Origin of the sequence: Actomonas aquatica, assembly GCF_019679435.2 — a bacterium.
GTDB lineage: Bacteria > Verrucomicrobiota > Verrucomicrobiia > Opitutales > Opitutaceae > Actomonas > Actomonas aquatica.
This window is the reverse complement of record NZ_CP139781.1, coordinates 3,885,553-3,906,831: the sequence shown is the minus strand read 5'-3', so window position 1 is coordinate 3,906,831 and position 21,279 is coordinate 3,885,553. Positions and strand designations below refer to the sequence as shown.

Below are 21,279 nucleotides of genomic sequence, written 5' to 3'. Positions count from 1 at the left end.
CCTAAGCCGCTGGCCGGCATCCCCTTCGTCAACCCTCAGCCGCGTATACCTCTCAGATGAACGACACGCTCCTCACGATCGGGGCAATCGGATTGGCCGTCGCAATCGCGATGGCCATCACAGCTTGGCGCATCCGTCGCATTCAATACCCGCCGGAGCTGCGGTGGCCGACCGCCGAAGAACGCGCCAAGGAGGAACGCGCCGAGCGCGAACACCGCGCCCGCCGCCGCTCCTCCTCCTCCTCGCGCGACCGCCAGTGAATTAGTTAGCGCAACGTCACCGGGCCGAAACGCCTCCTCTCGTCGGCCAGCCGCGCCACCGGCTGAATTCAGCATTCCCAAACCGGCCTCCCCCGGCCGATAGTCGGGCTGTTCCATGCCTCAGACTGCCGACCTGCGCATCCGCGCCACCAAACCGCTCATCGCTCCCGGCGTGCTCGCCGAGGAACTGCCCCTGCCCGAGTCCTCCGCCGCCCGCGTCAACGCCGCCCGCCGCGAGGTCGCCGCCATCATGCGCGGCGAGGACGACCGCCTGCTCGTCATCACCGGTCCCTGCTCGATCCACGACCCGGCCGCCGCCCTCGACTACGCTGCCCATCTCGCCGCCGCCGCCGAGCGTCACCGCGACGACCTGCTCGTCGTCATGCGCGTCTATTTCGAAAAACCCCGCACCGTCGTCGGCTGGAAGGGCCTCATCAACGACCCCGACCGCGACAACTCCTACCGCGTCAACCACGGCCTGCGCCTCGCCCGCCAACTCCTCGTCGATATCACCGCCACCGGCCTGCCCATCGCGACCGAGTTCCTCGACACCACCCTGGGCCAATACTACGCCGACGCCATCAGCTGGGCCGCCATCGGCGCCCGCACCGTCGAGAGCCAGGTCCACCGCGAACTCACCTCCGGCCTCTCCATGCCCGTCGGCCTCAAGAACCGCACCGACGGCAACCTGCAGGTCGCCATCGACGCCATCCGCTCCGCCGCCCAGCCCCACTGGTTTTCCACCCTCACCCGCGAGGGCGCCCCCGCCATCATGGGCACCACCGGCAACCCCGACACCCACCTCGTGCTCCGCGGCGGCACCGCCGGACCCAACTTCAGCGCCGAGCACGTCGCCGAAGCCGTTGCCCTCCTGGAAAAACATCACCTGCCCCCGCACGTCATGGTCGACTGCAGCCACGCCAACAGCGGCAAAGACCCCGAGCGCCAACCCGCCGTCGCCGCCGACCTCGCCACCCGCATCGCCGCCGGCGACCGCGCCCTCACCGGCGTCATGCTCGAAAGCCACCTCCTCGGCGGCAACCAGCCCATCGACGCCACCCCGCTCAACTACGGCCAAAGCATCACCGACGCCTGCCTCTCCTGGGAAAAAACCCTCCCCGTCCTCACCCAACTCGCCGAGTCCGTCAAAGCCCGCCGCCACGCCTAACTCTTTCTCTTTCCTCTTTATCTTTCTCTTTATCCCCGCCGGCCGAAACCCATCCGCTCCCCGGGGAGAAAGAGGAAAGATAAAGAGCCCCCCTCCCCGTGGCCGAGGCATCCCTGCCTCGGCACCGCCACCTCGCCTTCGCCCCTTACCCCGCCTCCGGCAGATGCCGCGCGATGAGTTGCCGGGCATACGCCTGGTCCACCGCATACCACTTGCCGACCTCCAGCGGCTCCGCGTCCGCCACCCGCGTCAACACCGCCGCATAGTCATCATAAGCTTTGCGCGTCGCGCCGATGAACTGCGTGCCGCCCGCCGCCACGACGGCAAACTGCAGCTCCTCCACGTCCTGCTGACCGGTCCCGGTGCCCGCAAACAACAGCTCGCCTTCCGGCACGTTGTTGTGGTCCCGCCGCATGAGCGCCTTGAACAGCTCCATCACCCGGTCGTCCAAACCCTGCTCCAACACATGGGTCTTCTCGATGAGCGCATTGCGAGAGGCCACCACCCGCAGGTGATACCCCTCCAGCACCTCCCCGCCGGGCAGCGTGTCCGTATCGACCTCTCCCTCCCCCACGTGCAGCCACACCATGAACGCGTGCGCCGGATCGTGATATAGGATCGGGTAATTCACATCGGTCTCATGCGCGCACTTCGCGCACGTGAACCGCGTCAAAGACCCGTTCTTCAACGCGGACTTTTTGTCGGGATCCAAGCCCACGTTGATCGAGTTCCACAACGTGAAGTCCTGATCGTGCCCGCAACTGGGACAGGAAATTTGAGTAACAGCAGACTGACTCACAACGCCCACACCAAGCCCCTCGCTCCCCACAACGCAACGCCCGAGCCCCAGCCCCCATCTTTCTCTTTCCTCTTTATCTTTCTCTTTATCCCCGCCGGCCGAAATCCATCCGCTCCGCGGGGAGAAAGAAGAAAGATAAAGAGAAAGACTAAAGAGCCCCAAACCCTACTCCACCCTCACCTCCACCGCGTAAACCTTGTCGCGCGCCCCCACCACCAACACGCGGCCATCCTTACCACCAAACGCCAGACTCGTCGGCCGTTGCGGCAAGACGATTCGCCGCACCTCCGTGCCATCCGGCTCGTAAACGAAGATCACGCCCGCCGCCACATACACCCGGCCATCGGGCCCCGTGATCGCTGTGGCTTCGCCCTCCTCGACCAGCAAGCGCGGCGCGCCCAACACCCCCGCCGCATCGTGCGTCTCAAACAAAAACGTGCGCTGACCAAACTCATCCGCCACCGCCGTCGGCCGCCCGTCCACCACCGGCGTCAGCCCATAGCAACGGATCAAATCAATCGTCGAATAGTTCGAGTGAAACGACCCGGCCTGCACAAACGCATCCTCCGCCGGAATGAAGATCGAGCCATCCGGTGACACGTAATGCCACGGCGCCGCCACCATCGTGCGCTCGAGGAAATCATGCGCGTCGCGCCACCGTGAACTCGGCACCCACGCCGTTGCGCCCGGTCGCGCCGCCGCCGGCTCCGGCGCCAACACCGTGATCGCCTGCTCCGGTCGCTCCGGATCAAACGCATACACCGTGCCCACGCGCGTCACCACCAGCACCTCGCCATTCGCCGCCACCGCCAGCGCCACCGGCTCCAACGGCTCGTCGCGCAACAACCGCACGCGTCCCGACGCCGCCTCCCAGCGCCAGATCCGCTGCCACCGCGCATCGACCCACAACACGTTGCCCACCGCGTCGCTCACCAACCCATCCGCGTTGTTGAACCCTGCAGCCACCACCGTGTGCGGCGTCACCTCCACCACCTCCGCTTCATCCTGCGCCGACACCTCGACATCGAGCCACGCAATCTCGCGCGACCACACCACCGCGCCCGTGCCCACATCCCGCACCGTCGCATCGGCGGTAAACTTGCTCGGACTGTAGGCATGGATCCCACGGAACCGCACATTACTTGAATCCGAAATCTGGATACCCGTGGGAAACGGCGAGTAGGTCGACATCACCCGGTAGACGTAAGTGTTCACGAAGAGCAGGTTCTCACTGTCCGCGATCTCCAAGGGCAGCGCCGCCGGTCCCTCCAATCGCTCCTCTTCAAACTGCAGCGCATAAAACGACCAATTCGCCGCCCGTCGCACCACCACCTCCGCCCGCACGTGATGCTCACTCGACATCGCATAAAGCCGCCCCGGCGTGCGCGTGTCGCTCACCACCATGCCCGCCGCCGCATACGGACTCGCCGTCCACAAATCATGGAAGGTGCCGCCGCCGCCATCGGTCACCCACAGGCTGGCGTATTGCCGGTCCCACGCCCGCCGCGGATTCCCATCCGCCGTGCGAAATTCATTATAAGCCGGCACCGCTGTGCCATCCGGCAGATAAGTGCCGTGACCGCCCAAGAACTTCACGTCGTCGACCAACGAATGTTCCCCCGCTCGCCACAACACCGCCACCGCCCGCGGATTGTCCCCGGGGTCGACACCCAGCCCACTCAAAATCGCCGCGCCTCCGCGGGCCGATTCGATCAAGGCCTTCGGCGCGCCCGTGCCATGATCGACCGGAAAGCGCGCCGCCCAACCCGTAACCTCCGCCGGGTCCCGTTCATCCGCGCCCTCACCCCAAAACGCCCGCGCATGATCGCGCAGCGCGATCTGCGTCGTGATTGGACTCAGCCCGACCAACACCGAATCCTCCCGCAGCGTCAGCGTATCGCTCACCACATACCGCCCCGCCGGGAAAAACACCGTGCGATGCGCCACGATCGCCGCGCGGATCGCCGCCGTGTCATCGGTCACGCCATCACCCACCGCTCCCGCGTCCTTCACGTTAAACCATGTCGCCACCGCCGGCACCGCCGGCAAATCACTCGTCGGCAACTCCGGCAACTCCGCCACCGGTCGCGCCTCCAGCACGGTTTTGATCTCCGGCTCCGCCCCCACGCCCGCCAGATGCAGCCCGTGCGAAAACCGCTCCACCATGTAGGGATCCTCCGGATACAGGCCCGCCACCACCTTACCCGTCTCGCGCAACCGCACCAACTCCGGCACCGCTTCACATACGACGTTCTGCAGGTTCACCTGCGTGCGCGCATTGGCCACCTCGCTCACCACGATCGCCGGTCCACTTACGCGCTCAAACCGCGAGTCCTGCACAAACAACTCCTCTGATCGCTCCGGATTGATCGTCACCACCGTCGGCACGTCGGCAAAGTGACCGCGCACGATCGTCATGCCCGCCTCCTCCGTGCGGATCGCCGCCACCCGCTGACCGGAAAAGCGCGCATCGAGCAGCGTAAACGGCCAGCTCGGCGACGGCTTGCCGGTCAGCAGACCATAATCACCGCCGATAAATTCGCAGTCGAAGATCGTATTGCCGACCTCCTCCACCGCCGCCTTGCCCGAGGTCAGCGTGAAGCGCGCATGCGCGATGAACCCATGCTGCGCCCAGTGCGAACGAATGCCCACTGCGCCCAGATTGCCCGCGCCGATCTCCACATCGATGTTGCTGAACGCGCTGTAAAACGTCCCCGGATTTGCATCCCGAATCTCCCCGCCCTCCTCCGGCCGATACGACGTGTAGTGCAGCAGGTAACGACTCTCCGCCTCATCAAAACCCGGCGTCGCCTCGCCCAACACCAACACCGGCCGTTCGGGTCCATACCCGATCAAGCGAATCCCCGCCCACACATGCACCGTGTCGGTGAGCCGGTAACGCCCCTGCTCGACCAATACCACTCCCCGCACCGTCTGCTCCTGCACCGCATTCACCGCCGCCTGCAGCGCCGCCGTATCATCGGCCACGCCATCCCCCACCGCGCCAAACGCCCCGGGTCGCAACACCACCGCCGCCGGATCCGCCGGGGCCTCCCCATAATAAGACGCACCGGCGCGCACCGCGACCGATCCGAGGACACAGACCAAGACCACACCAACCAACCAACGAGGGGATACCATAAAGCAAAAGGGGTTCCCCCACCCCTGCCCCCATCCGCGAAACACATCAATGCAATTTTATGCACAACCAAAGGAGGGACGGCCCCCCGGACCGTCCGCGTGCGTGCATGTAGGGCTGCCGCTTGCGGCACGCCGCCCGTGCCTCTCGGCTCCCGCCTATCCCGTCACACTGCGGCACGTCGCAAGCGACGGCCCTACAACATTAGCCCCCCCCCAATCTTTCACTTTCCTCTTTATCTTTCTCTTTATCCCCGCCGGCCAAAACCCATCCGCTCCGTGGGGAGAAAGAAGAAAGATAAAGAGAAAGACTAAAGAGCCCCATTCCATCTCCCCGTGCCCCCATCCTCCCCAACCACCCACCCCGACTGGCCAAGGGCACATAAGTAGCTTCTGTCGTCGCATGGATGCCCTCTTACTGGCGGTCGCTTTCTTCTTCGGCCTGCTCGCCCAACAGTTTCGCCTGCCCCCGCTCGTCGGCTTTCTGATCTCCGGCTTCGTTCTCCAGGCCCTGGGCAAAACCGGCGGCGCCGCCCTCGACGCCATCGCCAACCTCGGCGTCACCCTCATGCTCTTCAGCATCGGCGTGAAACTCCGCCTGCGCACGCTCGCCCGCCCCGAGATCTGGGCCGGCACCTCCCTGCACACGCTCATCGTCCTGCTGCTTTTCACGCCCGCCCTCGTCGGCGTCGGCGCGCTGCTCGGGCACGCCGCCGGCATGGACTGGAACACCGCGCTGCTGGTCGCCTTTGCCCTCAGCTTTTCCAGCACCGTCTTCGCCGTCAAAAGCCTCAACGACAGCGGCGACATGGGCGCCATGCACGGCCGCATCGCCATCGGTGTGCTCATCATGCAGGACATCCTCGCCGTCCTCTTCCTCACCTTCTCCACCGGCAAGATCCCCACCCTCTGGGCCCTGCCGCTGCTGGCCGCGCTCCTTGTCGGTAGAAAATGGATACAGGCCCTCATCGGCCGCTCCGGCCACGGCGAGATGATCACCCTCTGCGGCCTCTTCCTTGCCCTCGTGCTCGGCGCCGAAGGCTTCACCGCCGTCGGCCTCAAAGCCGACCTCGGTGCCCTCTTCATCGGCGTGCTCGTCGGATCCCACCCCAAAGCCAAGGAGCTCGGCAAATCCCTCGCCGGTCTCACCGACCTGCTCCTCGTTGGCTTCTTCCTGCAGATCGGACTGCAGGGCGCGATCACCCTGTCGGCCGTGCTCTGGGCCGCATTTCTGCTCCTCCTGCTGCCGCTCAAAAGCCTGGCCTTCTTCTTCCTGCTCACCCGCTTTCACCTCCGCGCCCGCACCGCCTGGATGTCGGGCCTGACCCTGTCGACCTACAGTGAGTTTGGCCTCATCGTGCTCGCCCTCGCCGTCGGCAAAGACTGGATCAGCAGCGACTGGCTTGTCGCCATGGCCCTCTCGCTCTCCGCCAGCATCCTACTCGTCGCCCCGCTCACTCGCAAAGCCGACGAGCTCTACGACCCCATCAGCAACTTCCTCAAAAAGTTCGAGACCAAGGGCCAGCACCCCGACGACCTGCCCATCCAAACCGCCGGCGAACGCATCGGCATCTTCGGCATGGGCCGCGTTGGCATCGCCGCCTACCGCACCCTGCAACACCGCTTCCCGGGTAAGGTGATCGGTTTCGACCGCGACCCCGCCGCGGTGGAGCACCACCTCCGCGCCGACCGCAAGGTCCTGCTCGCCGACGCCACCGACTCCGACTTTTGGACCCGGGTCTGTGCCAAGGAGAACCTCGACCTCGTCGTCCTCGCCATGCCCAAACACAGCGCCAACGTGCACGCCGCCGAGTCGCTCAAACGCCACGGCTTCGAAGGCGTCGTGGCGGCGACCGGCAAGTTTGATGACGAAGTGAAGGAGCTCCGCCGCCTCGGCCTCGACACCGCCTTCAACCTCTACGCCGAAGCCGGCTCCGGTTTCGCCGACCACGTCCACCACGTCTTCACCCAACAACGCCCCGACCTAGCCAACCCCCTCCGCCCCCGGGAGGAGTAACCGCCCACACCCTCTTTCTCTTTCCTCTTTATCTTTCTCTTTCTCCCCGCACCTTCCGTGGCCGAGGCACCCCTGCCTCGGCACCGTCTCACCGCCAAAGGCCAACAAACCTCCGGACCGCGTCGTCCCAGTGCGTAACGCTTCCCTCGCCCCTCACCGCAAAGCCGCCCTCCTCACGACGGGATGAGTCAGCTCATGCCGGCTCGCCGGTTTCGAGCTGATATATCATGCGCCAGATACGGTCGATCTCGCCCCGCTCGATGATCTGCAAAGGCGTTGATTGCGCAAAGGCAGGATTGGGAGCCTTGAGCCAGGGGCCGACATCTTTCGATTCCATCAGCTCGGCGAGGGCATCGAAGAGACGCACCAATTCCTTCAGCTGCTTCTTGGCGGGGTTGCCCGGTTCCTCGCCGGCCGCCCATTTGTCGACCGACCGCAGCGAAAAACCAGTGAGGCGCGTGAGGTCCGGTCGAACCATCTGAAAGCGTTGGCAGAATTCCTTCACCGCGAAGGTATCGACGCGGGAAGGCCCAAGCGCGTAGTCGCCGCTCAATGCCATTGGAGCGCCGCGAACCTTGGCCGCTGCTTTCTTGGCGATGGCCTTCTTAACCGCCTTTTTCACGGGAGTCTTGGTCATGGCCCGCTTCGTCGTCGCCTTCTTGACTGCTTTCTTGGTTTTCATCGCAGGCCACACCCATGGAACGGACCATCGGAAGGCGCAACACAATACATGCACTTCTGCATGTCAGGTTGCGATCCAACGGTTGAGTTCTTCTTCCCCGCAGATCGAGGCTGAGCTCCCCGGGCGTAGACGGTCAGGAAACCAAACCAGGTTTTGCCCTCTGGCATCCCGGGCCGAAGTCACCCGCAGTCCTTCGTAACCAAGATCCCAAAGACAGCGACCCAAGGCTTGGGAAAGTGACTCGGAGTCCCGGTCGTTCACCGCCTCCCAAGACTCGGCCAATAGTTCAGCCAAGACGATGCCAGGCAGCGCTTCAACCAAAGCGGGCAGGGCCACGACTGCACTCAATCGCAGGTCGACCTCAACCAAGACCCGCGGCTTCTGACGCGGTTGAATGCCGTAGCGACTGAAGTTGTGCCGCGCTTCCTTCAGCGCAATGGCTTCGGTCGATGCCGCGTAGACTGCGGAAGCGACTCCGCGAGGCATCCAACGGCTCCCGTGAATCCGCGTTCCCACACCCGCGATCAGATACTTCGGATGAGCCCACTTGGGCTCCACACAGCGAAAAACTGGGCGCTCCCAAGCTTCCGCGTGCTGGGGCGCGATCTTTCGCAACTCTCGCTTGAGCCGACTGAACTGGGGATGCGGTGAAAGTGATTTCACTGAATAGCTTTTCACTCTGCCGGCTCGTCACCCAGTTGTCGTTCCAATGCTTGTCGTGCCAGGCCGACAACGTAGGCGAGATCCTCCATCCGTTCTAACCGGACCTCGACGTCTCCGTTGCCCCAACGCCCGAGATCGGTCACATCGCGACAAAGTTTGCGGGGGTCGTCGATTTCCGGGAACGGCAGATTCAAGCTGAGTCGAAGCCCCTTCGACTGTGGCACAATATCCACAAAATTTGTTTCGGCCTTATAGGCGACGTAGAGCTTGAGGAATTCCTCGGTGACACACTCATCCAATGCCAACACCTCCTTGCGGAACGCTTCGAAGAGTTCCCGGGTTATCCCCCCGGCCAGATTCGGGTGATCTGCGATAGAGTAGTTAGCTCCCTTGGGGGGAGCCGGTTTGTAGGCCTCCAAAAGGTCCTGCCAAAGCTTCGGCGCCTGCCAGATTTCTGCCGCAATTTCAGCCAGTCGCTTTGCCCGCTCTTGGATCGCGGACTCGTTCCAGATTTCGCAAGAACCCAGACCTTGATTCAACTTCAGAGGGCTATACCTGAATCCACCTTCCATATCGCGCTTTTCGGGGAAAGAACGGTCGCTGTATTCCGAGTTGTAACCGGTGAGCGTCAGGTTCCCCAAGGTGTGCAAATATTGCGTGTGAATCCGCTGCCATTCCTCCCCGAGATCTGCTCGCCATTGGGCGTTCAAGTCCTCGTTCTGGGGCATAATGTGTTCGATAGTATAGTCCTGGACTTGCACGCGTTCCTTGCGTCCGTGGTTTTCAAACCGCCGCAGCCAGTAGGACCGGCGATTAAACTTGTAGAGGTTGCGCACTTGGATCTGACGGATGAACTCGGCGTCGGTCGGCAGCCGACGGTAGGACGGTAAGAGCAGAAACGCCGCTTTAACGCTCTCGACGTAGCGGTCTTTTTTCACCCGCCGCGTAAACGTCGCGAAGGTTTGGCGCAGCGAGTTGGTGGGGATATCGCAAACCGCCCGCCGGAAGACATAGCTTTCGACCATACGCACCACCTCGACAAACTCATCGTGCGAGAGGCGATCGTGCCGAAAATCCTGATACAGCTCCATCAGCATGGGGTAGCAGACATCGGCTCGCAGCTCGCGGATGTCGTGAAACGCCGCAGCGAGAGCGGCATCCTTCTCGGTGCCCAAGGCGATGCGGCAGTAGTAACCGGCGAACTCCCTCAGGGATTCGAGCAACGGTTCAACCTCATGCTTCCGGGAGTAGCCCTTGAACTCGTCATACACATCCCCCCGACGGATCCGCACATTGCCGGTATGAATGACGAGGTAGTAGCGCATAAACTCGTCGAATTCGTTGATGTAGTTCACCGCGCCGAACTCCACCTCCATGGGGCGCCAATAGTCGGTGTAGAGACGGGTTTGGTGTTCATGGGCTAGCCCCATGAGCACGAAATTCCGGATCAGGTCCGCCTGAGTCAGCGCCTTCCCGGTCGAGTTCATGCTCTCGAAGATCATCTGCGGATTGTCGATCCCTTGCTGTAGGCAGACATCCACGATCATGAGCTTCTTGATTCCCTTCCAGACCTCGCCCACATCGACGCTGGCCAGCTGAGACGTGAAGAAACGAAAATTCTCGATGATCCGGAGGGACCCTTCCTCCTCTGGTGGCTCCTTGCCGTCGATCAATTGAATGAGCGTTTCCTTATCGGTGCGCGTGAGCAACAGTCGATAAGCCGCCTCGCCCTTGCCATAACGATTGCGCAGGTAGAGGTCCTCCACCTGCGCTGCGGAAACGGGATCATCCATTCCCCCCGCCTCCAAGCGACGCTTCAAAGCGATCAGAAACAGCGTCATGGTCGTGATACGCTGCTGGCCATCGATAACCAGCCATCGCGGAATGGCGGCGTCGACATTGGTTTCGGGAATGTAGACGGCGGAGCCGATGAAGTGGCTGTTGAGTTCAGCACTGCGTCCGACTCGAACTATGTCGTTCCAGAGCTGCTGACAATGCGCCAACTCCCAACTGTAGGTGCGCTGAAAGATGGGAATGATGAACTGCTTGGAGCCTTCCAGCAGTTGGGTGAATTGGAGGTCCTGGGCTTTCATGGGGTGAAGGTGGTTTAGGGTCTAAACGTCTAGTATTGAACTAAGACTTTTTCTCGGGAGGCAGATGGTTTCCGAGGTGATCGACCTCGTAAGTCTGGACGAAATGAAAACCTCTCCAGTAGATGTGGAGTAGAAGCCACCAGAGATACTCAGTCGCTGGGTGATAGCACCCTCCTTCGGGAAGCAATCCGTGCGCGAGTTCGTTACGGAGGTTGTGACCGAACCGCTCAATAAGGATCCCCCTCAGGTCGAACAGAACATCTAGCCCGAAAACTTCTTCGACCTCCTTCATCCAAAGGAGCTGGTTCAGATCGAGTTCCTTCTGCAGCCCTTCGCCATCCATCGTGGAGGTGACCACTCCGCGTTGCTGCAGCACGTGCCGGATAGACGCCTCAACTTGCGGCACCAGCAGATGCATTGCCGTTAGCCAGTCGCCGCAGAATCCGGCTTGGATGCCGCGAAGAACAATCCCCTCGTGGCCAGCTGGAATAAAGGGATTGTTTTCAACCAGAAACCAGAGATCTCGTAGGCGAACTCCATGTTCGCCGCGGATGGCTTCCCTAGCTGGGTTGATCTGCCACGCGACTCGTAGGGGCCAGTTCACGATTTGGGCCTGCTGGACCATTTGCTTGCGAGCTGCCTCGTCATTCTGATCGTCTTCGCGAGGAAGTCGTGCGGGGATTCGATCCGTCGTCATCCCACTTCGATCGATAGCGGAGGCCCCGATAATGTGCATCAGGGGAGCGCTTTCCGCAGTCTTTGCGTATTGCTCTTTCATTCCCTCTACTGAGGTAGGTCTGTTGATCAGGGCGAACCGCGCGATCGCGGTCGGGAAATCAACACCCCGAACGCGCTCAGCAGCAGCTTTTCGGGCTTTCTGCTCCTCCTCACGAAATCCGGGCAATTCGTCCACAGGAACCTCCACCCGACCCATTTCGCCGAGACTAAGCTTCTGTAGCTCAAGAAACCGTTTGTTTACGGCTGCAACTCGTTCAGAAGCAGCTTTTGCCGACCGCAGCATTTCCACAGCCCTACCCATCCAGTGGGCCGAATACATGTAGTTGGTTCCCCGTCCGACCGGGCCAGCCTCAGCCCGTGAAACGTAGCACTCACCTCGTGCAATTCGGCACCTCAGGACCTCAGCTTCATTCTTCGCCCTCCGGTGCCAAAGCTCCGCTCGCTCCCAATAAACCTCGGCGAAATGCCAGTTTCCTTGTTCCGAAAACTGCCGGGCAAGTTTCTCCGATAGACCCGCGTATTCCGGCATATTTCCCGCCTTCAGAACGACCATGATTCCCATCAGACGGTCACAAAGAAGACCTGATTTGAGATCGGTTGCGTGCTCTGTGATTGATGCTTCGATCGCCTGCAAGACGTCCGCCTTTTCGGATTCGAATCCCTTTTTTGCCGCGATCTGTGCCGCCCGTGTCAGCCGGTCAGAATAAGGAGGCCACATGTCGTTTGTTTTCAACCGTTCAGCCGACTCAAGGAAGGCGACGATTGCAGACTTGGCGGTTTTGAAGTTTCGTTTGGTAACCCAAAGGACATCGGCAACTCGGGCTCGAAGCTCCGGGTCAGTAATCTCGTCTACGACTCCCGCCAGGGCCGCTAGGTCTCGCTCAGTCAAATCCTCAGCGTTGAGAGAACGACGACCGTTGAATCCACTCCACATGGAGCCGTAAGGGTTTCCAGAAGCGTCGTAGTTGGCGTGAAACGAAGCGACCACCGAAAGCAGTGCGAAGACTCGGCCCCCTAACTTGTCTCCCCTTGTATCAAGTTTTGCGGATTCTGCGCTGAGGCGTTCGTAGTAGTGGAAACATTCCTTCCGCTCGCAGGAGTCGATAACCGACGCCCAGTCATATTCGCGAAGGGCCTCGGCGGTTACGTTGAATCGTTCCTCAGGTTCCTCGGTTTCTTCGCTCATACGGGGATCGGTTTTCTCTGATGATCGGGTTGCTTTTCTCGTTCGGTGCGAATGCGGGCGAGGAGGGCGGCGGTAGTATATTCGCGCACGACCTGACCTTCGTCCGCGCTGAAATTGATCGCGTCCTTGTCTTGAACGGCCCAACTCGACGCGCAGAGTTGCACGCCAGTATTGTTCGGGACTGTTGTCCGGAAATGAACGGGTCGGGGGGCATGGTGCGGTGCGGGGTTTCCCGGCCAGGCCAGAGTCGGGGCAACGTCCGGCGAGCGACGCAAATCAGTGACGGGAAGGCAAAACTGAAATGGGCCGCTCCTGCATGTAGGGCTGCCGTCTCCTTGTCCGCCGTAGCCTCGGCGCAGGCGGAACGGCACGCTATCCCGTCACACTGCGGCACGTCGCAAGCGACGGCCCTACAGAACCGAACAGGGTGGCCGCGATGTGGGCCGCTCCGTCTTTGGGCTTATCCTTCCGCGGAGGCCAGTTGGCCGCAGCCGGCGGCGATGTCGATGCCGCGGCGTTGGCGGATGGTGCTCGGCAACCCGTAGGTGGCGAGGATCTCCTGAAATCGTTTGGCCGCGGTGTTGTCGCTGGGCTGGCCGGCGTATCCATTTGTTGGATTCAAGGGGATCAGGTTCACCTGACCCGGCACGGTTTGCAGGAGTTGGCCCACCGCATGCGCGTCCTCCGGACGGTCGTTTTCGCCCTCGATCAGGGTCCACTCAAAGAAGATGCGGCGCTGCATTCTTTCCGCATAATAGCGGCAGGCGTCCATGAGCTGATCGAGCTTCCACTTGCGCGCCGCCGGCACGATGGCCGCGCGCTTTTCCTGCGTCGCCGCATGCAGTGAGACCGCGAGGTAAATCGGCTGCCGTTCCTCCGCCAGGCGCAGGATCCCCGGCACCACGCCCACCGTGCTGAGCGTGATCTTCTTCGCGCCGAGCGCGAGGCCGCCGGGTTCACGCAGGATCTGGGTGGCTTTGATCACCGCGTCATAGTTGTGCAGCGGTTCGCCCATGCCCATGAGCACGATGTTGCGCAGGCGTTCGTGGCGATGGTGCGGCGAGTCATGATCCGACTCCGCCAGCGCCGGCGTCTCCGGCGCGGTCTCCCGCAGGATGCGATCGACGTGCAGAGTCTGCGCCACGATTTCGGCCGTGGTGAGGTGGCGCGTATAACCCATCTGCCCCGTCGCACAAAACACACAGCCCATCGCGCAACCGACCTGCGAACTCACACAGGCCGTCACCCGACCCGAGTAGCGCATCAGCACCGTCTCAATCTTGTGACCGTCATGCAGCGCGAGCAGGTATTTGCGGGTGAATCCGTCGCTGGAATGCGTCTCCCGCGCGATGGGCAACAGCTCCGCCGTCGTCTCCGCATAGAGCTTTCTGCACAACTCCCCGGGCAGGCCGTAAATCGCCTCCCAGTCGGTGCGACCCTCCAGGTAGAGATGCCGCCAGATCTTGCCGGCATGGACAGTCTTAAAACCCCAGTCCGAAACAAGCTCACCCAGCTCCGCCCGAGTCAGGCCGAGAAGGGAAAGTGGAGAGGTGCTGGGAGCGGTCACGGGCGCCAATTGGTGCGATTTCGCGCCGAATGGACACGAAAAAGTGACGGCGCCATTCCGACGACGCCCCCAGAAACCACCCTACCCTTGCAGCGACGCCAGCGCGTCGGCGATGGACACGCTCTGGCGTTGGCGCTCGAGGAAATAGTTCACCTCGGTGTAGCCGACGTCACGCAGGGTCTGCAGTGCTTCAACGTAACCGTCACCCACCCGCGTCGGCACGTGCGCATCGGCGCCGATCACCACCGGGATGCCGCGCGCGTGCATGAGCTGCAGCATGGACTTGCCGGGATTCATTTCGGGCAACGCTTTCAACGCCCCGCTGGTGTTGAGCTCCATCGCCACGCCCGTCGCCGCGATGCGGTCGAGCGCACGTTCGATGTAGGGCACGATGCGCTCCCAGCGCCACTCGCTCGGCGGCATGTTTTTAATCAAATCCGGATGCGCCAGCGTATCGAAGAGGCCGGTCTCGGCGGCCTGTGCGAGGTGGTCAAAATAGAGCTGCTGGTAGGCGAAGACGCCACCGGTGAAGTAGCGGTCGCGGTAGTCCTTCAACTGCGGGTGAATCGAACCCAACACGTGGTTGAGCGGCCGCCGGGCGTGCAGGTTTTCCAACCACGGTTCGACGCCGGGATAGTAGTCGCTCTCCAAGCCGGCCCGCACATCGAGCCGATCCGCAAATTGCTCGCGAGTGCGTGCGATCATTTGGTGATAAAACTCGTATTGGATCGGCGACATGCGCACCGACGCGCTGACGCCATCGGGGAGCGGACAATGACAGGTGAAGATGATGCCCTTCAGCCCGGCCCGCAGAGCGGCCTCGGCATACTCGGGCGGCTCGCCCTCGGCATGGTTGCACAACGGCGTGTGGCAGTGGGATTCGTAAAGGAGCGGTGTAGGCAAGATTCGACCAACAAGCAGGACGTATGCGCACCGCGCAAGCGATGGGTGGGCTTAGAAGCTCTGCTCCGTCACCGCATCACCAAGGGTGTGTCTGTGAAACCCTAGAAACTCCGCTCCCATCTTTCTTCTTTCTCTTTATCTTTATCGTTCTCCCCGCTGGCCGGAACCCCACCGAACGCGGGCTACACGGCCGCTTAGTGCCTTGGGAGCAGGGCTTGCGGGCACCTCGGCTTTCCCAGACACACCCTAACAAGAAAGAGTGGCGGCGCAGCGCGCCGCTACCTCAGCCTTCGAAGGTCGTCAGCAGGCGCGCGTAGATTTTGGCGCAGTTGATCAGGTCCTTCACCTTCGCCCGTTCGTCGATGGCGTGGTAGTCCACGCCGCCCGGGCCGTAGCCCAGCGTGGGGATGCCGCACTCGGCGGAGAAGAAGTGCATGTCGTTGAAGCCGCTCGAAACGCTGAAGGTCGTGGGCGCGCGTCGCACCGTTTGCACGCACTCCGCCATGGTGGCGAAAAACGGCCCTTCCGGTGCGCTGAAGCACGGGTGGTTTTCGGAGATCTTGTTGATGGTGATGCGGCAACCCGGGATCGATGCTGCGGCGCGCTTGAGCTCCGCGCGCAACTCCTTCTCGGCGCCGGCCGCCGTCTCGATCGCCAACACGCGGCGATCGATGGTGAAACGGCCCTCGGACGGCACGGTGTTGATCTTGCCGCCCGGCCCCTGGGCAAACTCGCCACCGAGGTTCATGGTGGGGCGCATAACGGTGCCATCGGGCGCGGTGAAGGTGCGCTCCGCGAGGCGCTGTTTGTAGTCGCCCAACGCAAGCACAAGTGCGGACATTTTTTCCAAGGCATTCACCCCCTTCTCGGGTTGCGAGCCGTGCGCCGCCTTGCCGTGCACCACGACCTCCAGCCAGGTCACGCCGTTGTGGCCGCAGCAAACTTCGGCCCCTTCGCCGCCCTCCATGACAACCGCATAGTCGGGTGAGATCGGCGCATGGCGCACCAGCCACTCCGAGCCCAGCACCGAGTCGGTTTCTTCGTCGGCGGTGAAGGATACCTCGACGTTGAGGTTGGGTTTCACACCGGCGGCGCGCAGCGCCTGGAGCGCCAGCAGGAGCGAGGCGATGGAGCCCTTCATGTCGGCCGTGCCGCGACCATAGATCCAGCCACGGTCCACCTGACCACCGAAGGGGTCACCGTGTCGCCACTTTCCGGATACCGGGACCACGTCGTAGTGGGCGTTGAAGTGCAGGGTGCGCTTCGCGCCGGGCACCTTCCATTTGCCGAGCACGTTGTAGCGCGGGTAGTCCCACTGCGCCGGCGGCAGGGCCTCGCGTTGTTTGGCTTTGGGGACGTTGAGGCGGCGCGCGCTCAGACCCGTCTCGGCCAGCCGATCCACCAGCAGATGGGTCATCGCATCATAGTTGCGCCCGGGCGGATTGGTGGTGTCGCACTGCACCAGCTCGCGGAGCAGGGTGGTGAGGCGGTCGGCGCTTTGATCGAGAAAAGAGGAGAGGGAAGGCGTGCTCATAAGGGCGGTTTCGCGCGGCCAGCCTGCGCCGTCCGATCGCGCAACGAAACTCCAATCTGTGGCGACCCTCCTACTACAGTTGTAAAGAGTAGCTTTTGACAGGTCCGGACGGGCGGGCCAGCGTCGGCCCCGAACATGCCCGATCTCGCCGCATTGCGCAAAGACTACACCCTCGCCGGCCTGAGCGAATCCGACCTGGCCGCGGATCCGTTTGACCAGTTTGGCCGCTGGTTCGACGAAGCCCATGGCGGCGGCGTGTTGGAGCCCAATGCGATGACCGTCGCCACCGCCACGCCCGACGGCATGCCGTCCGCCCGCACGGTGTTACTCAAGGGCTTCGACGACCGTGGATTCGTGTTCTTCACCAACTACGAAAGCCGCAAGGGCCGCGAACTCGCTGCCAACCCTCAGGCCTGCCTCGTCTTTCCGTGGCTCGCGCTCGAACGGCAGGTGAAAGTCTATGGCAGCGTCACCCAGGTCTCCCGCGAGGAGACGACCGCCTATTTCCAATCGCGCCCGATCGGCAGCCAGATCGGCGCGTGGGCTTCCCCGCAAAGCGATGTCGTTTCCGGCCGCGAAGTGCTGGAGTCCGCCCGCCAGGCCGCCGAAGCCCGTTTCGCGGGGCAACCCATCCCGCCGCCGCCGCATTGGGGTGGTTATCGGGTCGCACCCACCGCCATCGAATTCTGGCAGGGTCGCCCCAGCCGCTTGCACGACCGCCTGCGCTACCGACGCGAGCAGGATCGTTGGATCATCGAACGACTCGCCCCCTGACGGGGCCGCATTGCCGGTGTCCGCCAAATCATCCAAGTCCGCTTCCGCCAAGTCGGCGGCCCCGTCGCCCACTCTCCTGCAGGGGGTGTTCGACAACCTCACCGAGGGCGTGCTCATCGCCGAACCCAAGCTCGGTCGCACCGGCCTGCGCGTCCTGCACGCCAATCCCGCGCTGTGCCGGATCACCGGATACACCGCCCGCGAGTTGAGTGGGCGTGGCCATGCTCGCCTGCATCCCACGCCCGCCGATCTCACCGCCCTGCGCGAATGGATCGCCTCCCTGCCCGACGCCGAGCCGCTCACGTCAGAGGGTTACGTGCTCACCAAACAAGGCCACCACCTCTACTGCGCCTGGACGATTTCCCCGCTGCGCGACGCGCGCGGTCGTCTCACCCATCTCATCATCACCTACAGTGATCAGACGGCACAGCGCCGACTGCAGGAAGCACTCGTCCACGCCCAACGCCTCGATGCGGTCGGCCGTCTGGCCGGCGGCGTGGCCCACGACTTCAACAACCTGCTCTCCGTCATCAACGGTTACTGCGAGATCCTGCAGCACTCGATCGGCGACAACCCCAAAGCCAAGCGCGAGGTGCTCGAGATCCATCAGGCCGGGCAACGCGCCTCCGGTCTCGTGCGCCAGTTGCTCGCCTTCGGTCGACGCCAGGCGCTCGACCCGCGCGTGATTTCCCCCAACCGCCTGGTGCGCGAAAACGCCGACATCCTCAGCCGCCTCCTCGGCGAAGAGCGCTCTCTCGAACTCTCGCTCGATGACGAGGTCGGCAACATCCGCGTCGATCCCACCCAGTTGCAGCAGGTCCTGCTCAACCTCGTGCTCAACGCCCGCGACGCCACCCGCCCCACCGGTCGCGTGGTTATCACCACCAAAAACCGCTCCGTCGAACCCGGCTACAACCGCCGCCTCACCGACCTGCGCCCCGGTCACTACGTCGTGCTCACCGTGAGTGACAATGGCTGCGGCATGGACGACGCCACGCAGGCCGTCCTATTCGAACCGTTCTTCACCACCAAGGATGAGGGCATGGGCACCGGCCTCGGCCTCGCGCTCGTTTACGGCGTCGTGCAGCAGAGCAACGGTCACATCCTCGTGCAGAGCGCACCCGGCCAAGGCACCACCTTCGAGATCTACCTGCCCTTCGTGCAGGAGGAAGCCGCCGGCTCAACCGGCCCCCTCGCCCCCCTGCCCTCCACCCGCGGCCGCGAAACCTTGTTGGTCGTCGAAGAGGACACCGTCGTGCGCAAGATGGTGAGCGGCATCCTCACTGCCGACGGCTACGATGTCATGGAGGCGTCCTCTCCCGCCGCCGGCCTCATCGAGGTCAAACGCCACGTCAATGCCCCCCATCTCGTGATCGTCGATACCGCCGATCCCTCCGACGATATCTTCAACATGCTGCGCGAGCTGCACGCCCACCACGCCGGCTTGCGCGTGCTCTGCACCCCGCACCGGGAGGCCCATCGCGTCGATTTTATCCCGCTCGCCCAACAGCAGACCCTGCCCAAACCGTTCGCGCTGAGCGCGCTGCTCAACAGCGTGCGGCAGCTCCTCGACGCGGCCCTTTAGGTTTTCCCCATGCGCCTCTTCCTCATCCGTCACGCTCACGCCGAAGCCGCCGCCACGGATGCCCTGCGCGCCCTCAGTGAACGCGGCCGCCAACAGACCGCCCACGTCGCCTCCTTCTTCCGCCACAACGCCCACCTGCGCCCGGGCCAAGTCTGGCACAGTCCGCTGCGACGCGCCTACGAAACCGCCAACGCGCTTGTCACCGGCCTGGAGATCGATGCCCCGCTGGTCGAGACCGACGGCCTGCTCCCCGGCGACGCGCCGACCCTGATGGCGACCCGCCTCGCGGCGTATCCACCCGTGCATGACATCGCCCTGGTCGGCCACGAACCCCACCTCGGTTGCCTGGCCAGCCTGCTCGTGAGCAACCGCGCCAGCCCCAGCCTCTTCCATTTTAAGAAAGCCGCCGTGCTGTGTCTGCGCCGCTCCGACAAGACCCACAGCGCCACCACCCTGCCCCGCTGGCGCGTCGACTGGCACCTGCCGCCGTTGCTCATCCCCGAGACCTGAACCGCCGGCGATCCGGGAGACACGCTCCCCTCGCTCAGCTCTGCCCGCCCATCAGTTTCAGCAGCAGGCCTTTGACCGCGGTGTAGTTAAACGGCTTCTGCAAAAAGCCCACCAACGGCTCCACCGTGGCGAGGTTATCGATCTCCGACTTCATCGAGCCTGAGATCAACACCACCCGCAGCCCCGGCTGCACCTGACGCAGCGCTTGAATGGTATCCACTCCGTCGCGTCCCGGCATCGAGTAGTCGACCATCGCCAAACCCACCGGCGCGTGCTCCCGCAACAGCGCTTCGGCCATGTGACCGTCACTCGCACACACCACCTCCAGACCGAGCTGACGAATGAGCATTGCCGCGAGATCGCGCACCGTCTGGTCGTCATCCACAAACAGCACGCGCCGATTGGCCACCGCCGCGGCGGGTTCGGGCCCGGCGGATGCCTCCTCGTTCTCCACCCGCGTTTTCTCAAACGGCGCCTGCGTATTGTCGGCCGGATCATCGGAGCCCGGCAGCGCCGGCAGGAACAACTCGACCCGCGTGCCGCGCGGTTCGACCGCCTCCACCAACAGTCCGCCATGCAGCTTGCGCGCCCACCGCGCGACCGCAGTCAGGCCCAACCCCAAGCGGCCCGATTTGGTGCTGAAAAATGGCGCAAAAATCTGTGGCTTCACCTCCGCGGAAATACCCACGCCGTCGTCCTGTAGCCGAAACCGCACATAGGGTCCCGGCTCGATCGTCGTCATCTCCGGCGTCATCCCGATGTGCGACGCATCCAGCGTGGTGGCCTCGATGGTGAGCGTGAGCTGCCCCCCCTGACCCGCGATCGCATCCAGAGCGTTGAAGGTGAGGTTGGCCAACGCGATTTGCAGCCCGCCGAGATCGCAACGCACGCGCGGCAAATTCGGCGAGAGCTCGAGCGTGAGCGCCGCCCCGCGTCCGACGCAGGCACTGAGCAGGGGTTCGATCTCCGCGCGAAACCGGCGCAGAAACACCACCTCCGCATCGGCCGATCGTCGACCGGCCGCCACCATCAATTGAAAGCACAACGCCGAAGCCCGCTGACTGGCCGCGTTGATCTGCGACAAGTATTGCCGCATCTCCGATGGCGTGAGGTGATTCACCTCCTCCACCGCGCTGGCGTAACCCATGATGCCCACGAGCATGTTGTTAAAACTGTGGGCCACCCCACCCGCCATGCGTCCGAGCGCCGCCTGCGACTGCAGCGCCAGAATCCGCTCCTCCAACTCACGCGCCCGCGCGGCATGCCGCTCCGCCGCGCGCGCCGCCACCTTTGCTTCGTCCAGCTGCAACAACGCCTTCTCCAGGGCCAGGTGCTGCACCTCGGCCTCCGCCTGCAATCGCATCCGTGACTTTCGTTCGGCGTGGATCCGGGCCAACGAGCGCACGTAAGTGAGGCCACCAGCCAGACCCACCCCCAAGCCCAACACACTCCAAGCCGCCAACTCCGCTCCACGATCGACCAGGACCAGCGCCAACGCCCCCGCTCCGCCCGCACTCGCTCCCGCCACCCACGCCAATGACCTCGCAATCACCTGCGGGGGAGCCGGCTCTGGGGCATCTTCGGGAGTCACGCGTCGAGCAATCTACGAATTACCGCCCACGCCAATCGCAAACTGCCTCCATTGCGGAGCTGCGGCTTGCG

At 63.3% G+C, this 21,279-nt stretch carries 16 protein-coding genes; 6 read left to right on the top strand and 10 right to left on the bottom strand.

Annotated features, from left to right (window positions below):
* Window positions 1-56 precede the first annotated feature (56 nt).
* Window positions 57-260, top strand: coding sequence for a hypothetical protein (locus tag K1X11_RS15195; protein WP_221031665.1), 204 nt, complete (start codon window positions 57-59; stop codon window positions 258-260).
* 115 nt (window positions 261-375) lie between these two features.
* Window positions 376-1,428, top strand: coding sequence for a 3-deoxy-7-phosphoheptulonate synthase (locus K1X11_RS15190; RefSeq protein WP_221031664.1), 1,053 nt, complete (start codon window positions 376-378; stop codon window positions 1,426-1,428).
* Between the two features lie 145 nt (window positions 1,429-1,573).
* On the opposite strand, the gene K1X11_RS15185 is transcribed toward K1X11_RS15190, so the two are convergent.
* Both K1X11_RS15185 and K1X11_RS15180 read right to left on the bottom strand, forming a co-directional pair.
* Window positions 1,574-2,227: a CpXC domain-containing protein gene (locus tag K1X11_RS15185; protein ID WP_324725999.1), complete on the bottom strand. Its 654-nt coding sequence runs from the start codon at window positions 2,225-2,227 to the stop codon at window positions 1,574-1,576.
* A 165-nt stretch (window positions 2,228-2,392) separates the two neighbouring features.
* Entirely contained in the window at window positions 2,393-5,368 is a 2,976-nt protein-coding gene (locus K1X11_RS15180; RefSeq protein WP_221031662.1) for a glycosyl hydrolase family 28-related protein, read from the bottom strand.
* 400 nt (window positions 5,369-5,768) lie between these two features.
* Between K1X11_RS15180 and K1X11_RS15175 the strand changes: the two genes are divergently transcribed.
* The gene (locus K1X11_RS15175; protein ID WP_221031661.1) at window positions 5,769-7,382 is read left to right on the top strand and encodes a cation:proton antiporter family protein; all 1,614 of its coding nucleotides are present in this window, start codon (window positions 5,769-5,771) and stop codon (window positions 7,380-7,382) included.
* A gap of 193 nt (window positions 7,383-7,575) precedes the next feature.
* On the opposite strand, the gene K1X11_RS15170 is transcribed toward K1X11_RS15175, so the two are convergent.
* The 7 genes from K1X11_RS15170 to K1X11_RS15140 all read right to left on the bottom strand — a co-directional run bounded on the left by K1X11_RS15170 (window position 7,576) and on the right by K1X11_RS15140 (window position 16,748).
* Complete coding sequence (locus K1X11_RS15170) at window positions 7,576-8,064, bottom strand: hypothetical protein (RefSeq protein ID WP_221031660.1); 489 nt, start codon at window positions 8,062-8,064, stop codon at window positions 7,576-7,578.
* A gap of 63 nt (window positions 8,065-8,127) precedes the next feature.
* A complete protein-coding gene (locus K1X11_RS15165; RefSeq protein WP_221031659.1) occupies window positions 8,128-8,622 on the bottom strand; it encodes an RES family NAD+ phosphorylase in 495 nt (164 codons plus the stop codon).
* A 116-nt stretch (window positions 8,623-8,738) separates the two neighbouring features.
* Window positions 8,739-10,820, bottom strand: coding sequence for a GmrSD restriction endonuclease domain-containing protein (locus tag K1X11_RS15160; RefSeq protein ID WP_221031658.1), 2,082 nt, complete (start codon window positions 10,818-10,820; stop codon window positions 8,739-8,741).
* Between the two features lie 40 nt (window positions 10,821-10,860).
* Window positions 10,861-12,744, bottom strand: a complete 1,884-nt coding sequence (locus K1X11_RS15155) for a DUF4209 domain-containing protein (RefSeq protein WP_221031657.1) — start codon at window positions 12,742-12,744, stop codon at window positions 10,861-10,863.
* 460 nt (window positions 12,745-13,204) lie between these two features.
* Window positions 13,205-14,311 carry a dual-specificity RNA methyltransferase RlmN gene (gene rlmN / locus K1X11_RS15150; RefSeq protein ID WP_221031656.1) on the bottom strand — a complete coding sequence of 369 codons (1,107 nt, stop codon included), beginning with the start codon at window positions 14,309-14,311 and terminating at the stop codon, window positions 13,205-13,207.
* 81 nt (window positions 14,312-14,392) lie between these two features.
* Window positions 14,393-15,214: a histidinol-phosphatase gene (locus K1X11_RS15145; RefSeq protein WP_225919505.1), complete on the bottom strand. Its 822-nt coding sequence runs from the start codon at window positions 15,212-15,214 to the stop codon at window positions 14,393-14,395.
* Window positions 15,215-15,497: 283 nt separating this feature from the next.
* Window positions 15,498-16,748 (bottom strand): M20 family metallopeptidase, encoded by a 1,251-nt coding sequence (locus K1X11_RS15140; protein ID WP_221031655.1) that lies wholly within the window; start codon window positions 16,746-16,748, stop codon window positions 15,498-15,500.
* A gap of 135 nt (window positions 16,749-16,883) precedes the next feature.
* Between K1X11_RS15140 and pdxH the strand changes: the two genes are divergently transcribed.
* Genes pdxH through K1X11_RS15125 form a run of 3 tightly spaced genes read left to right on the top strand, consistent with a single transcriptional unit; the run spans window position 16,884 to window position 19,617 of the window.
* Window positions 16,884-17,522 (top strand): pyridoxamine 5'-phosphate oxidase, encoded by a 639-nt coding sequence (pdxH, locus tag K1X11_RS15135; RefSeq protein ID WP_221031654.1) that lies wholly within the window; start codon window positions 16,884-16,886, stop codon window positions 17,520-17,522.
* Between the two features lie 16 nt (window positions 17,523-17,538).
* Window positions 17,539-19,107, top strand: a complete 1,569-nt coding sequence (locus K1X11_RS15130) for an ATP-binding protein (RefSeq protein WP_221031653.1) — start codon at window positions 17,539-17,541, stop codon at window positions 19,105-19,107.
* Window positions 19,108-19,116: 9 nt separating this feature from the next.
* Window positions 19,117-19,617 (top strand): SixA phosphatase family protein, encoded by a 501-nt coding sequence (locus K1X11_RS15125; protein ID WP_221031652.1) that lies wholly within the window; start codon window positions 19,117-19,119, stop codon window positions 19,615-19,617.
* A 34-nt stretch (window positions 19,618-19,651) separates the two neighbouring features.
* Here K1X11_RS15125 and K1X11_RS15120 read toward each other — a convergent pair whose 3' ends face one another.
* Window positions 19,652-21,208: a response regulator gene (locus tag K1X11_RS15120; protein ID WP_221031651.1), complete on the bottom strand. Its 1,557-nt coding sequence runs from the start codon at window positions 21,206-21,208 to the stop codon at window positions 19,652-19,654.
* Window positions 21,209-21,279 lie beyond the last annotated feature (71 nt).